This window comes from Nisaea acidiphila, from assembly GCF_024662015.1.
Classification (GTDB): Bacteria; Pseudomonadota; Alphaproteobacteria; order Thalassobaculales; family Thalassobaculaceae; genus Nisaea; species Nisaea acidiphila.
In genome coordinates this window covers 1,164,581-1,177,024 of sequence record NZ_CP102480.1, presented here as the reverse complement: position 1 = coordinate 1,177,024, position 12,444 = coordinate 1,164,581, and the positions used below count along the sequence as shown (strand labels likewise).

Here is a 12,444-nt window from a genome sequence, read left to right as displayed (position 1 = left end):
CAAGACGCGGAGCCGCGGCACACGTGACGGGCAGACGTTATCTTCCTATTCGCGTTGCAGGAAGTTTAAATGGTCGGGGAGAGAGGATTCGAACCTCCGGCCCCTGCCTCCCGAAGACAGTGCTCTACCAGGCTGAGCTACTCCCCGACCGATGGGAGGGCGCTATATAGCGTGGCCTCCAAGCCGCATCAAGCGGTGATTTCTGTTTTTTTGCAAAGGGCCCGCGCCGACCTCCAGCAGGCCGAATTTTTGATCTGCCGCAAGAATACTATCGTATTAACTGTTTGTTCAGCGGCCTTGCGATACTTCGTCGCATGCAGGAAACGGAAACGGTTCCTGGCCTGTCGAACGGAAGCTGAGGCAAGGGCCTCGGAAGCAGCGGGGATCGCGAGATGGACTTCAATAAGCTAGGGGTGCGGATTGCACTAATTGCGGTGATTCCACTGGCGGCCCTGGCCGCCGTCACCCTGTTCCTGCTGGTTATGCAGCTCGGTACCTACAACGGACTGAAGGCGCTGATTCCGCTTGGGGAACTCTCGAAGCGCGCCGGAGCTCTGGTGCACGAGCTTCAGATCGAGCGCGGGACATCCGTCGGCCTGCTCACCGGCGGTGAAGGCGCCGCGCAACGCGTCGCCAAGGCACGGGGCGCCAGCGATGGGGAACTGGCGCGTTTCGAGGCCTTCGCCGTGGAGTTCCGCAAGGACGACTCGCTGCACGGCAAACATCTCGACGATGTTCACAAGGCCCTCGACAGGGCGGAAAGCGCTCTCGCGAATATCGCCGCGCACCGCAAGGGGGTCGATGCGGCCTCGGTGAGCGTCGCGCAGAATGTCGGGTATTATTCCGGCGTGATCCGTGAGCTGATCGACATCATCGCGATTGCAGAAGAAGCCAGCCCCGATCCGGAAATCTCCCAGGAACTTTTAGCGCTACGTGCGTTGGTCTGGGCGAAGGAAAATGCGGGACTGGAGCGCGCCATCGGAGCCGGCGTGTTCAATACAAACTTCGGCAATCCGGCGCTTTACGCACGGTTCCTGAATTTCGTCCGGGGCCAGCAGATCTTCCTGCACGAGTTCGAGATCTTCGCGATTGCCGGTGAGAAAGAGATTTATGACCGCATCGTGACCGGGCCGGATGTAGAGCAGTACGAAGCTTGGAAGAAGGTTCTCGTGGATCTTCCGTCGAGCAACGATACACAGGGAATTGCAGGCGTCGACTGGTTTGCGACGGCGACCAAGCGGATCAATCTGATGAAGCAGGTCGAGGTGGAAATCTCGGACAAGCTCCTCGCCGACGCTCAGGGCCATATCGACGCGCAATTCGTGGAAATGATCCAGTTGCTCCTGGTGAACCTCGCTGCGCTCGTGCTGGCCTCGGTCGCCGCCTGGGTGATTATCCGCTCCACGACCGGCCCGCTCGGGCGTATCACGGATACCCTGCTCGCGATTGCAAATGGTAATGACAATATCGACATCGACTCCCAGAGTTCAGGGCCGACCGAAGTTCGCAGCCTGAACCGGGCCGCCGGAACTTTCCTGCAGGCGGCGCGCGAACGCGAACGGCTCGAGCGGGCGGCGATGGAGCAGCAGTCTCGGGCCGAGGAGCAGCGTGCCGAGTCGCTCCGCGCCATGGCCAACACGGTCGAAGGCGAGACGTCGACCGCCGCTGAGGAAATCGGGCAGCGCACAGGCGAGCTTCGCAGTGCTGCGAGCGAGATGGGCCAGTCGGCCGAGCAGGTGACGGGTCGGTCGGAGAGCGTCGCCGCGGCAGCCCACGAAGCTCTGGCCAACGCGGAAACCGTAGCGAGTGCGGCGGAAGAGCTGACCGCATCGATCAACGAGATCAGCAGCCAGATGGGCCACGCGACCGATATCATCCGGGACGCGGCCGATCTCGGTGCGGGGACCGAACAGACCATCAACGAGCTGCAATCCGCCGTCGTGCGGATCGGCGAGGTGGTGACCGTGATCCGCGACATCGCCGAGCAGACGAATCTGCTGGCGCTGAATGCGACTATCGAGGCGGCTCGCGCCGGCGAGGCCGGCAAAGGTTTCGCGGTGGTTGCCAGCGAGGTGAAGAACCTTGCGAACCAGACCGGTAGCTCAACCGAGGAGATTAACCAGCAGATCGCGGAGGTCCAGACCGTGACCGAGACAGCGGTCCGGTCGGTGAGCGACATCATCGCCAAGGTGCGGGAGATCGAGGAGGTGGCCGGGTCCGTCTCCCATGCCGTCGGCGAGCAGAAGAACGCCACCGACGAGATCGCGCACAATGTCGCCGAGACGGCTTCGGCATCGCGCGAGATGACGGAACAGATCACCGCCGTGACGGACGAGGCGGACGCAACTGGCCGGAGGGCCGCCGAAGTCGCCACGGTCGCGGAACAGGTGGCGAAACAGGTCCAGGATCTGCGCTCCACCGTAATCGCGTCGGTCCGCTCGGCCGATCCGAATGTGGACCGCCGGCGGGATGAGCGAAAAGGCGTCCGGATCGCGTGCGAGCTAAGGTTTGGCGGTGCGGCGGTCAAGGCGACGGTGGTGGATCTGTCGGCTGGGGGATGCCGGGTAGAAACCGATGCCGAGATCGCAGCAGGATCGGACGGGACCGTATCGATCGAAGGCGTCGCCAGCGGCATCAAATGTCGGATCGCGTCCGCGCGCGAAGGTCTGGTCAACCTCGCCTTCCACGATGGCGGCACCAATAAGGATGCTATTCTCAGGGCAACGGGTGCTGTCTGACCGACGGCGTCAGTAGGCCCGTTCGACGCAGAAATCGACCACGTCCACCAGCGCCTGCTTGGCATCGCCGTCATCGAACAGGCCGAGTGCGTCGCGGGCGATGGCGGCGTAGTGGCGGGCGCGGTCGAGGCTGTCGGCGAGCGTGTTGTGCTTTGCCATCAGAGCCTGCGCATGGGCGAGGTCGCCCTCCTGCTGGTCGAGATCCTGCAGGGTGCGGCGCCAGAATGCGCGCTCCTCGTCGTCGCCGCGGCGGAAGGCGAGGATGACGGGAAGGGTGATCTTGCCCTCCTGGAAATCGTCGCCGACATTCTTGCCGAGCTTTTCCTGCTGTGCCGAATAATCCAGCACGTCGTCGACGAGCTGGAAGGCGATGCCGAGATTCATGCCGTAGCTTTCGAGTGCCTGCTGTTCCGCCTTCGGGCGTTCGGCGACCACCGCGCCGACTTCGGCGGCGGCGGCGAAGAGTTTCGCGGTCTTGCCGCGGATCACCTCGAGATAGGCGCTCTCGTCGGTCTCGGTGTCGTTGGTGGTGATGAGCTGCTGCACCTCGCCCTCGGCAATCACGGCGGAGGCCTCGGAGAGGATGCGCATGACCTCTATGGACCCATCCGCCGTCATCAGCTGGAAGGAGCGGCTGAACAGGAAGTCGCCGACCAGCACGCTCGCCTGGTTGCCCCAGACGGCGTTGGCGCTTTCCTGGCCGCGGCGCAGCTCGCTCTCGTCGACCACGTCGTCATGCAGAAGGGTGGCGGTATGGATGAACTCGACGCAGGCCGCGAGCTTCACGTGCCGCTCGCCCTCGTAGCCGCAGAGCGCCGCCGCGCCGAGTGTCAGCATGGGACGCAGGCGCTTGCCGCCGGCGGCGATCAGATGGCCCGCGAGTTGCGGGATCAGCGCCACCGGGCTCTGCATGTTCTCGATGATGGTCTTGTTGACCCGGTCGAGATCGGCCTTCACCAGATTGGAGAGACCCTCGATGGAGGCTTTGCGCTTCCCGCTGTCCCCGAAATCCACAACCACGCCCAAGGCAAACTCCGTGTCGCTTGACGGCTTTCAATCGCGCAGCGAGCATAGGTCCGGTTTTCGGACGGTCAAGTCTCGCGCCCATTTCCGGCACCGTACCGGCCGATATGTCGCGCCGGGGAAACGCTTTAGGCATAAAAATTTCATGGATTTGCGATGAAGGAACTGCTGCGCTCGACGGATCTTGTCCGGCTCTCCTTTCTGAGCGCGCTGCTGCGCGATGCCGGGGTCGAGCCGCTGGTGCTGGACAATCACATGAGCGTGCTCGAAGGCAGCGCCAACGCGATCCCGCGCCGCCTCGCGGTCAGCGACGAGGATTACGCGGCGGCGAAACGCGTTCTGGAGGAAGCGGGTGAGCCTCTCGACGAAGACGACTGAGACCGCGCCGGCCGGGCCCGACGTGACCGAGGACAGCCTGCTCGGCGGCCGGGTCCGGTTTCTGCAGCCGGCGGAGGGCTATCGGGCGGCCGTCGACCCGGTGCTGCTCGCCGCGATGGCGCCGGCAGCGGCGGGAATGCGGGTGCTCGATCTCGGCTGCGGCGCCGGCGCGGTGCCGCTCTGCCTTCTCGCGCGGGTGCCGGAGCTTCAGGTGACCGGCGTAGAGGCGGAGGCGGAAATGTGGGATCTCGCCCGCCGCAATGCGGAATTGAACGGTCTGGCCAAGAGGTTTCTCGTTCGGCAGGGGCGGGTCGAGGCTCGGCCGCCGGTCTTCGAGGAAGGGACGTTCGACCTCGTTTTGGCGAACCCGCCCTATCAGGATCCGGCCACGGCCGATCCGTCGGCGAACCGCCTGAAGGCGGCGGCCCATGTCGAGGCCGGTACGGAGGCGGCGGACTGGATCGAGGCCGCTTTTCTCGCGCTCCGCCACAAGGGAAGGGTCGCGATGATCCAGCGGGCGGACCGGCTGGCCGACCTGCTGACAGCCTTCGACCGGAGGTTCGGGGGCATAGAGGTGCATCCGCTCTATCCGAAGCCCGGACGCCCGGCCAAACGCGTCGTTCTGGTGGCCCGCAAGGGCGTGCGCACGCCGCTCGCCCTTTCAAGCGGGGTGGTGCTGCACAATATGGATGGGAGTTACAGCCCGGCCGTGGCGTCTGCCCTCGAGAAAGGCAGCGCGCTCGCGGCGGGCGAGGTCCGATAAGAGGAGACAAAGATGCCCCGCCCCTGCTGGTCGCGCCTGAACCCCTTCGCCCCGCGCGATCCCGAAGTGGCGGTCGTCCGCCTCAAGGGCCCGATCGGCGATCTCGGCTCTTTCCGTCAAGGCCTCAATATCGAACGCTTCGACGGCGTCCTGAAGGCCGCCTTCGCGTCCCGCAGAACGACCGCGGTGGCGCTGGTGATCAACTCGCCGGGCGGATCGCCGGTGCAGTCCGACCTGATCAAGACAAGGATCGAGGCGCTCTCCCGCGAGCACGAGAAGCCGGTAACGGCCTTCACCGAGGATCTCTGCGCCTCCGGCGGCTACTGGATTGCCCAGGCCGCGGACGAGATCATCGCCCATCCTTCCTCGGTGGTCGGCTCGATCGGCGTGATCACCGCCGGTTTCGGTCTGCAGGAGGCGATCGGCAAGCTCGGGATCGAGCGCCGGGTCCACACCAAAGGCGCGGCGAAAGGCATGCTCGACCCGTTCCAGGCGGAAAAGCCGGAGGAAGTCGCGCGGCTGGAGGCGCTGCAGCAGGATCTCTACGAGGGATTCAAGGAGGTCGTGCGCCGCCGGCGTGGCACCAAGCTGAAGGGCGAGGAGGACGAACTCTTCAGCGGCGCCGTCTGGACCGGGACGAAGGCGCTCGAACTCGGCATTGTCGACGGACTCGGCGATCTGCGCACGGTGATGCGCGAACGCTACGGCGAGGATGTCCGCTTCCGGCGCTACGGCCCGCGCCTCTCTTTCTGGCAGAAGCTGCGGCGGGGCAATGTCGCGGCGGAGAATGCCGAAGGGGCGCCGTCCCTCATGCACGGCCTGATCGCCGCGGTGGAGGAACGGCTGCTCTGGAATCGCTTCGGGCTCTAGGCGGTCGCGGTCAGCGATCCCCTTGGGACGGAAAGACGAGGTTTTGTTCTCCCGCCCGACGTGGCTTGAGCGAGGGCCCAAATGTGGCCGAAAGGATCGAAAAGCGAAGCGGCAAGGCCTCCGGTTGAGTCTGTGTCAGGACCGAACCTCAAGGTGGCTCCAGCGTTGACGGCCCGCTGCACGACCTTGTCCAGATCAGAGACGTCTAGCGCAACGACCGAACTCACGGTTCCTTTGTCTTTGGGAGAGAAGGGACCTCCGATCGCTGGATTCTGTTCGCGTTTGGGATTTGATCCCACTACACAGATCCTCGTTTTTCTCAGAGCGAGATAAACCGCCCGCGTATTACCCTGATGATCGTGCCGCGATACTTCGACAGCGCCGAAAGCGGAAGAATAAAAGGCCGAGGCTTCGTCCACACGGCCATGCTCGACAAAAAGATGAATGCTGAGCCGTTCTTCGTCCGCGCTCCGGGCAGAGAGTTCGTTCCAGCTTTCGTATCCCATTTGATGGGCGACGATCTCCAGACACGCGCCATGGGATAGCTCCACGGCTTTCGCATTCAGAGACTTTCGGAGAATTTTCGCGGATCGTTTGGCTTGCTCAATAATATCCATCGGTTGGTCCTCGACTCGGGCGATCGTTCGTCAGTGCTCACGTTGCTGACCGTCGCCCATGGGGCTCAACCGGGGAAAATCAGGCGCATTCACCATTCCTCTTGGGATGTGAGCAGCAGGCTGCACCTTGGCCAAAAGCATTCTAGTAAACGATGCGAAGCTGTCTACCCGTTCGGGCGTAGCAGCACCTTCCCGCCACGGCCCTCCCGCTTGGCATGAGCCATTGCCTTCTGGATGTCGTCCAGCTCGTAGCGTGCCTCGACCGCGACCTTCAGGGTGCCGTCGAGGAAGTAGCCGGAGAGCTCCTCGTAGAGTTCCTGGATTTTCTTCTTCGACATGCCGCGCATCAGTTTCGCCAACCAGAATCCGGTCAGGGAGATGTCGCGGAAGACCACCTCATGGGGGGCGATCACGCAGGGATCGCCGCTCAGCAGGCCGTAATTCACGATGGTGCCTCCCGGTGCGAGGCTTTCCGCCATCGTCTGCACGGCATTGCCCGCGACCGCATCGAGGCCGAGCTTGATCTCCGCCCCGTTCGTCGCCGAGGCGATCCGCCCCGCGAGATCCGGGCCTTCCAGTACGACGACATTGGCGCCCATGTCATGCAGCGGTTTGATCAGCTCCTGGCGGCGGACGACATTGACCGTGTGCAGGTCGAGCCTGCGGGCGAGCTTGATGACGTCCGTGCCGACACCGGAATTGGCGGCGTTCTGCATGAGCCAGTCGCCGGGTTTCAGCTTCACGTATTTCTGCAGCATGAGGAGCGCCGTCGCGGCGTTCACCTTCATCATCGCCGCCTGTTCCGGGTCGATGTTCGCCGGCAGCTTTACGAGTTGCGCCTCGGGGAGTGTGAGGCTCTGGGCCCAGTTCGCGCGGTGGAGGCTCATCACCATATCGCCGGCGGCGAGATCCTTCACACCGTCGCCGACGGCCGTCACGCGTCCGGCGCCTTCGATGCCGAGCGGGGAAGGCGTCTCGGGGATGCTCGCATAGTTGCCTTCGATGCCGAGGATGTCCGCCGGATTGATCGAGCAGGCGATGAGCTCGATCGTCGCCTCGCCCTTCGCCGGAGCGGAGGGGCCGGGAACTTCCTTGCAGACAACAACCTCTTCGGCGGGACCGACCCGGGTCAGTTCGGCGGCTTTCATGCTTTCTCTCCCTCGATCTTTGACAACGCCCAGTTCAGAGATGAGCCAAATGGAGCGCGATTCAATAAGTTCCGTCAGTATTGCTGTGTCCGGTCGCCCGAGGCGTATAGGCTTTCCGCATGGAAGAAAAACTATCGAACCAGGATGCAGCGAAGGCGCCGGAGCGCATTGAAACCGTTCGCCTCGTGTTGCGGCGCTTCATCGAAGCCGACCGGGCGGAGATGGTGCGCTTCTATGGAGACCCGGAGGTCATGTCCATCCGCAAATACGGCGCCCGCGGCCCGGAAGCGGCGAGCGCGGCGTTCGACGTGCTGAAACGGCACTGGGATGAGCATGGTTTCGGGCTCTATGCCGTCGTCGAGAAGGAAAGCGGCGGTTTCTGCGGCGAATGCGGGCTTCGCTATGCTGACGACGGCGATGCCGGTGAAATCGAGCTCTCCTACGGACTGTTCCCGACTTTCCGCGGCAAGGGCTACGCGACGGAGGCGGCCAAGGCGGCGCGCGACGCGGCGATGACGGTGCTTGAGCTTCCGCTTCTCGTCGCCCGCTCGCGGGGCGACAATACGGGCTCGCACAAGGTGCTGGAAAAACTCGGCATGACGCTCGTGGACCGCTACGACGTGCCCGGTCAGTCTCACGGAGTGGTCAAGTACGAGCTGGTGCGCACGACTGGCTCTTGAACTCCGGCATTAATCGATTAAAACCAAGACATGTTCAGTCTTCAAAAGATCCTGGTTCTGTTCGCCGTCCTGGCGGCTGTCTGGTACGGTTTCAAGCTGGTTACGCGGCTTGACCAAGCGCGCAAGCAGAAGCTGAAGGAAGAGGCGAAGAGCGGCGGCGCGTCCGCGTCTCCCGGCAGCTCCAAGCCGGAAGACGGCGTGGTCGACCTCGTGCAGAACCCGGACGGGACCTACGGCGCGAAGAAAAAGGACCGCAGCGCCTGAGTCCGGCTCAGCCGAACCGTTTCTGCAGGTTCCCCCGGATTTTCTCGAGTTTCAGCGTCAGGAACGCCGCGAGTTGTGGATTTTGCTCGCCATTGAGCGATACCGCATTCAGGCATTGCAGCAAATCCGCGTTGACCTGACGCATGAATGGATCGGCGATCTCGCTCTCGATCCAGGTGATGGCGGCAACCCGTGTACCTTTGGTCACTGGATTGACCCGGTGGATTGAGTTCGTCGCGTAGAGCACGGCGCCGCCCGCCGGCATCTTGAAGCTGGGCGCGAAGGCCATGTCGCTGTCGATGACCAGTTCCCCGCCCTCGTAGCTCTCCGGGTCCGAAAGGAAGATCGTCATCGAGAGGTCGGAGCGCAGTTCCTCCGCCGTCCCCTTGCCCATGACATTGTTGTCCATATGGTCGCCGTAGCCGCCCCCGGCATCCGTACTCGAGACCAGGAACTTCCCGATCTTCGACGGTGCTGCGAGGAAGGTGAAGAGCAGCGACTCGCGGCGCTGATAGTCACGCAGGACCGTGGTGATCGCGTCGGAGACCTGCACGCGCAGGTCGCTGTCCACGGCCAGTTCGAGATTCTTTTTCTTGCCGCGTTCCCGCCCGGCCGTTTGCGCGCCGTCGACCCAGGCTTCCGGTTCGGACTCCAGTCGCTTGTTGATCTCTGAGACAAGTTCCGGCGGCAGCAGATTGGGAATTGGGTAGACGTAAGGCATGTGCGACTCACTTAGATACGATGCGCGCCACACTAGCCGACCGTCCGCGGGCGGACCAGTGGCAACTCTGTGTCATCTTGCGGATGGGGGCGGAGCCGGGGTTACACTATGGTGACCCCCGCGAGCGCCTCCCATGGCGCGAACCCGAAGAGGAATGGCGATGGCCAGAAAGAGACTGGCGAAAGACGGCAACAGTTCTCCTGCCGGTGAGCCCCGCGGGGAAACCGCCTATCTGAAGCTCAAAGAGGCGATCCGGTCGGGCGAGCTGAAGCCGGGAGAACGTGTGCGCGAGAGCGACATGGCGGCACGGCTCGATGTCAGCCGGACCCCGGTGCGGGAGGCGTTCCGGCGTCTTGAGGCGGATGGGCTGCTCAGCTTCGCGCCCTACCGGGGCATGGTGATCTCGGAACTCGATCACCAGGCGGTGATGGAGCTCTATTTCATGCGCGAGGTATTGGAAGGCACGGCGGCGGGACTGGCGGCGCGCCGGGCCTCGGATGCCGAGATCCAGATCCTGCAGGAACTGGTGTCGCTGGACCCTGGCAGCAAAGGGAAGGCGGCAGCGGTTGCGGGTCACAACCGGCGCTTCCACAGTTCGCTCTATCACGCCGCCCACAACCGCTATCTTCTGAAGACGCTGAACGTTTTGCAGGACGCGATGGTGCTTCTGGGGCCAACTACGATGGCGGTGCCGGGGCGATCCGAAGAGGCCAAGCGCGAACATGCGGCGGTCGTTCAGGCGATTGCCGATAAAGACGCCGAACTGGCAGAGCGGCTGATGCGCGAACATATCCGCGGCGCCCAGAAGGCGCGCCTACACCTCCTCGCCAGCAGCGAAGAGGGCTAACTCGCCCGGGGCGAAGTAAAGAGGCGGCCAGCCTTTCGCGTTTAGATCGGGCGTTGAAACTTGAGCAGACCGAACCGGTATCCTCGGCAATCGAAGGCACGCGCCGGAGATATAGATAGAACAGCTCACCGTGGTGGATTTCGGGGACTTGGCTTCTTTTGCGGAGGTCTGTTTTGTGTAACAGCCGCTTTCGTTCGTTTGGTCCATGTGCTAACGCTATGTCCGCGCGTCAGGGCGCTTCCGATCCGCGGGAAGGGCTTAGCCTCTCTGTCCAAAGTAATGCCAATACCACCCGACCTTCTTTCAGGTCCGTGGGCGCGGATACCGGACAGTTGAAAGGAGGCCGATATGGCAAACCTTCCCGCGCGCCCTTCCCTTGAGCATCTCAAAGGGCAGGCTAAGCAACTTCATAAACTCGTTCGGATTGAAGACCAGTCCGCCCTCGGGCGAGTAGGTCCGTACTTTGGAAATCCTGCGAAAATCACATTGCAGCAAGCCCAGCTGGTGATAGCGAGGGAATACGATTTCTCCAGTTGGACCCGGATGAAACGGCATATCGATGCCGGTCTCGGAGCACGGGAAACGACGGAACAGCGCGCAAACCGGTTTCTCGACCTCGTTTGCTTGCACTACGGCCCGGATAACACGCGTGGACCGGCGGCATTTGAAATGGCTGCCGCCATCCTGGAGGCACATCCGGAGATCGTGGCACATTCACCGCACGTTGCCGCTGCGGCCGGAGACGAGGCGGCTCTGGCTCGCTGGCTCGCCCGAGAATCGTTCTCTGTCGATGAGCCCGGCGGCCCATTTCAATGGACGCCGCTCATGTATGCGGCCTATGCGCGACTGCCCGGCGCCTCGTCATATATGACCGGGGTCATGTTGCTTGGAGCCGGAGCCGATCCGAATGCCCATTATCTCTGGGGAGGCACCTACCGTTTCTCCGTCCTTACGGGCATATTCGGCGATGGAGAAGGAGGGAAGGTGCGCCTTCCCGAACACCCGGAAATGGCCGAGTTCGCCCGCGCGGTACTTGAAGCCGGAGCAAACCCGAATGACAGCCAAGGTGCTTACAATCGCTGTTTCAATCCCGATAATACGCATCTGGAGCTGATGCTCGAATTCGGTCTGAAAGACAGCGATCCCAGCAATTGGTGGCCGGTGGAGGATGGCGGGTTGCCCGCCGCGCACCGCACAATGCATTGGAACCTGATCATCGCGCTCCGGTGGGGATTTGCCGATCGGGCTCGACTTCTGATCGAACATGGAGTCGATATCGATACACCCGACAACAATACCTATCCGACCTTCACCGAAGGGGTCACGCCCTATCAATCGGCTTTGATGCGCGGGCTCCCGGATATCGCGGAAATCATAAAAGCCCGGGGCGGCGATGCGGAGCCACTGACGGAGCGGCAACAGTTCTTTGCCGCCTGCATGTCTGGTGATCTGCAAACCGCCGAGAAACTCAAGCCCGGACACATGGGAAAAGATCCGGATACTGAAGCCGAGATTTTGCGCGAAGCGGCCGGCAACGGCAATCTTGCAGCCGTTGAAACTATGATCGCTCTCGGCTTCGAGCTTAGTCCGGTAGGCACGCAGACAGCTTTGCATGCGGCCGCCTGGCGTGGACAGGTAAACACTCTTAAGGTTCTTCTCGCGGCCGGCGCGGATGCCAAGTTGCGCGATCCGGAGCATCTCTCCCCACCTCTTGGCCACGCGTTCTATTCGCAAAAGAAGGAAGCGATCGCGCTGCTCCTGCAGGCTCCGATGGATATTTTTTTCGCCGCTGCGATGGGGCGGACCGATCAAATCGATGCCCGTCTCGCAGAAGATCCGGATTGGCTCGACGCGCCATTCTCCCGGGTCGTTCCCCAGTCCGCGAATTCCGGAGACGATCATTGGGCGCCTCCGCTCTGGAAAGCTGCGGTAAGCGGCCAGATCGGCTCTGTGGAGCATCTGTTGGAGAAGGGCGCCAATCCGGACATATGCGATCCGTCCGGAACGAGCATTGCGGAGTCTGCCGCAAGCGCCGGGCATTCAGATGTGGCGGAACTTCTGCGCGAATACCCTCGGTGATTATTGACATAATTTCAGTCTCTTAGGAGGAGATCGGTCGAATCCAGTCCGGCCGATGATAAGGGCTGCGAGATTCCGGATTGCGACGCGGTTTGCGAAGCAGGAAAAGCCAGGACGTTTTCCTGTTTTGCGTCGCGATCCGGAACGGTGCACGAAGATGCGTCCGTGCGGGATGTTTTACAGGTCGCCAAAATGTGGCGTGCGGACCGGCTTCGGGTAGAGCGAGAGGCAGTAGATCTCCGATCGACTTGCCGGTTGCTATCCATTCGGCGGATTAACCCGAAAAGTATGCATAGGGCTGTTTTTCTTTTCCGAA

General features: G+C 62.6%; 12 protein-coding genes and 1 tRNA gene. 8 read left to right on the top strand and 5 right to left on the bottom strand.

Going from position 1 to position 12,444, the window contains the following annotated elements:
• Nucleotides 1–70 precede the first annotated feature (70 nt).
• Nucleotides 71–147, bottom strand: a tRNA-Pro gene (locus NUH88_RS05445).
• Between the two features lie 245 nt (nucleotides 148–392).
• On the opposite strand from NUH88_RS05445, the gene NUH88_RS05440 reads away from it, so the two are divergent.
• A complete protein-coding gene (locus tag NUH88_RS05440; RefSeq protein WP_257770436.1) occupies nucleotides 393–2,738 on the top strand; it encodes a methyl-accepting chemotaxis protein in 2,346 nt (781 codons plus the stop codon).
• 9 nt (nucleotides 2,739–2,747) lie between these two features.
• Here NUH88_RS05440 and NUH88_RS05435 read toward each other — a convergent pair whose 3' ends face one another.
• On the bottom strand, nucleotides 2,748–3,764 hold the full coding sequence (locus tag NUH88_RS05435) for a polyprenyl synthetase family protein (RefSeq protein WP_257770435.1): 1,017 nt from the start codon (nucleotides 3,762–3,764) through the stop codon (nucleotides 2,748–2,750).
• Between the two features lie 153 nt (nucleotides 3,765–3,917).
• Between NUH88_RS05435 and NUH88_RS05430 the strand changes: the two genes are divergently transcribed.
• The 3 genes from NUH88_RS05430 to NUH88_RS05420 are packed head-to-tail and all read left to right on the top strand — an operon-like array spanning nucleotide 3,918 to nucleotide 5,772.
• Complete coding sequence (locus NUH88_RS05430; protein ID WP_257770434.1) at nucleotides 3,918–4,139, top strand: putative signal transducing protein; 222 nt, start codon at nucleotides 3,918–3,920, stop codon at nucleotides 4,137–4,139.
• Entirely contained in the window at nucleotides 4,114–4,902 is a 789-nt protein-coding gene (locus NUH88_RS05425) for a tRNA1(Val) (adenine(37)-N6)-methyltransferase (protein ID WP_257770433.1), read from the top strand. The genes NUH88_RS05430 and NUH88_RS05425 overlap by 26 nt, the downstream gene beginning before the upstream one ends.
• 12 nt (nucleotides 4,903–4,914) lie before the next feature.
• Nucleotides 4,915–5,772 (top strand): S49 family peptidase, encoded by an 858-nt coding sequence (locus NUH88_RS05420; protein WP_257770432.1) that lies wholly within the window; start codon nucleotides 4,915–4,917, stop codon nucleotides 5,770–5,772.
• Here the strand turns inward: NUH88_RS05420 and NUH88_RS05415 are convergent.
• Together NUH88_RS05415 and NUH88_RS05410 are read right to left on the bottom strand one after the other, a co-directional pair.
• Nucleotides 5,769–6,389, bottom strand: a complete 621-nt coding sequence (locus tag NUH88_RS05415; protein WP_257770431.1) for a glyoxalase superfamily protein — start codon at nucleotides 6,387–6,389, stop codon at nucleotides 5,769–5,771. The two genes, NUH88_RS05420 and NUH88_RS05415, sit on opposite strands and share 4 nt — an antisense overlap.
• A gap of 164 nt (nucleotides 6,390–6,553) precedes the next feature.
• Nucleotides 6,554–7,537 (bottom strand): zinc-dependent alcohol dehydrogenase family protein, encoded by a 984-nt coding sequence (locus NUH88_RS05410; RefSeq protein WP_257770430.1) that lies wholly within the window; start codon nucleotides 7,535–7,537, stop codon nucleotides 6,554–6,556.
• A 119-nt stretch (nucleotides 7,538–7,656) separates the two neighbouring features.
• Here NUH88_RS05410 and NUH88_RS05405 point away from each other — a divergent pair, with 119 nt between their 5' ends.
• Both NUH88_RS05405 and NUH88_RS05400 read left to right on the top strand, forming a co-directional pair.
• Nucleotides 7,657–8,217, top strand: a complete 561-nt coding sequence (locus NUH88_RS05405; RefSeq protein WP_257770429.1) for a GNAT family N-acetyltransferase — start codon at nucleotides 7,657–7,659, stop codon at nucleotides 8,215–8,217.
• Between the two features lie 30 nt (nucleotides 8,218–8,247).
• Nucleotides 8,248–8,481 carry a hypothetical protein gene (locus NUH88_RS05400; RefSeq protein ID WP_257770428.1) on the top strand — a complete coding sequence of 78 codons (234 nt, stop codon included), beginning with the start codon at nucleotides 8,248–8,250 and terminating at the stop codon, nucleotides 8,479–8,481.
• 7 nt (nucleotides 8,482–8,488) lie between these two features.
• Here the strand turns inward: NUH88_RS05400 and NUH88_RS05395 are convergent, their stop codons facing one another.
• Nucleotides 8,489–9,202: a Fe2+-dependent dioxygenase gene (locus tag NUH88_RS05395; RefSeq protein ID WP_257770427.1), complete on the bottom strand. Its 714-nt coding sequence runs from the start codon at nucleotides 9,200–9,202 to the stop codon at nucleotides 8,489–8,491.
• Between the two features lie 160 nt (nucleotides 9,203–9,362).
• Between NUH88_RS05395 and NUH88_RS05390 the strand changes: the two genes are divergently transcribed.
• Complete coding sequence (locus NUH88_RS05390) at nucleotides 9,363–10,049, top strand: GntR family transcriptional regulator (RefSeq protein ID WP_257770426.1); 687 nt, start codon at nucleotides 9,363–9,365, stop codon at nucleotides 10,047–10,049.
• 348 nt (nucleotides 10,050–10,397) lie between these two features.
• Nucleotides 10,398–12,128, top strand: a complete 1,731-nt coding sequence (locus NUH88_RS05385) for an ankyrin repeat domain-containing protein (RefSeq protein ID WP_257770424.1) — start codon at nucleotides 10,398–10,400, stop codon at nucleotides 12,126–12,128.
• The last annotated feature ends 316 nt before the right edge of the window (nucleotides 12,129–12,444 follow it).

Coding starts and splice junctions, on each gene's coding strand:
- NUH88_RS05440 (WP_257770436.1), top strand. CDS start 393: ATGGACTTCAATAAGCTAGGGGTGCGGATTGCACTAATTGCGGTGATT.
- NUH88_RS05430 (WP_257770434.1), top strand. CDS start 3,918: ATGAAGGAACTGCTGCGCTCGACGGATCTTGTCCGGCTCTCCTTTCTG.
- NUH88_RS05420 (WP_257770432.1), top strand. CDS start 4,915: ATGCCCCGCCCCTGCTGGTCGCGCCTGAACCCCTTCGCCCCGCGCGAT.
- NUH88_RS05415 (WP_257770431.1), bottom strand. CDS start 6,389: ATGGATATTATTGAGCAAGCCAAACGATCCGCGAAAATTCTCCGAAAG.
- NUH88_RS05410 (WP_257770430.1), bottom strand. CDS start 7,537: ATGAAAGCCGCCGAACTGACCCGGGTCGGTCCCGCCGAAGAGGTTGTT.
- NUH88_RS05405 (WP_257770429.1), top strand. CDS start 7,657: ATGGAAGAAAAACTATCGAACCAGGATGCAGCGAAGGCGCCGGAGCGC.
- NUH88_RS05400 (WP_257770428.1), top strand. CDS start 8,248: ATGTTCAGTCTTCAAAAGATCCTGGTTCTGTTCGCCGTCCTGGCGGCT.
- NUH88_RS05395 (WP_257770427.1), bottom strand. CDS start 9,202: ATGCCTTACGTCTACCCAATTCCCAATCTGCTGCCGCCGGAACTTGTC.
- NUH88_RS05390 (WP_257770426.1), top strand. CDS start 9,363: ATGGCCAGAAAGAGACTGGCGAAAGACGGCAACAGTTCTCCTGCCGGT.
- NUH88_RS05385 (WP_257770424.1), top strand. CDS start 10,398: ATGGCAAACCTTCCCGCGCGCCCTTCCCTTGAGCATCTCAAAGGGCAG.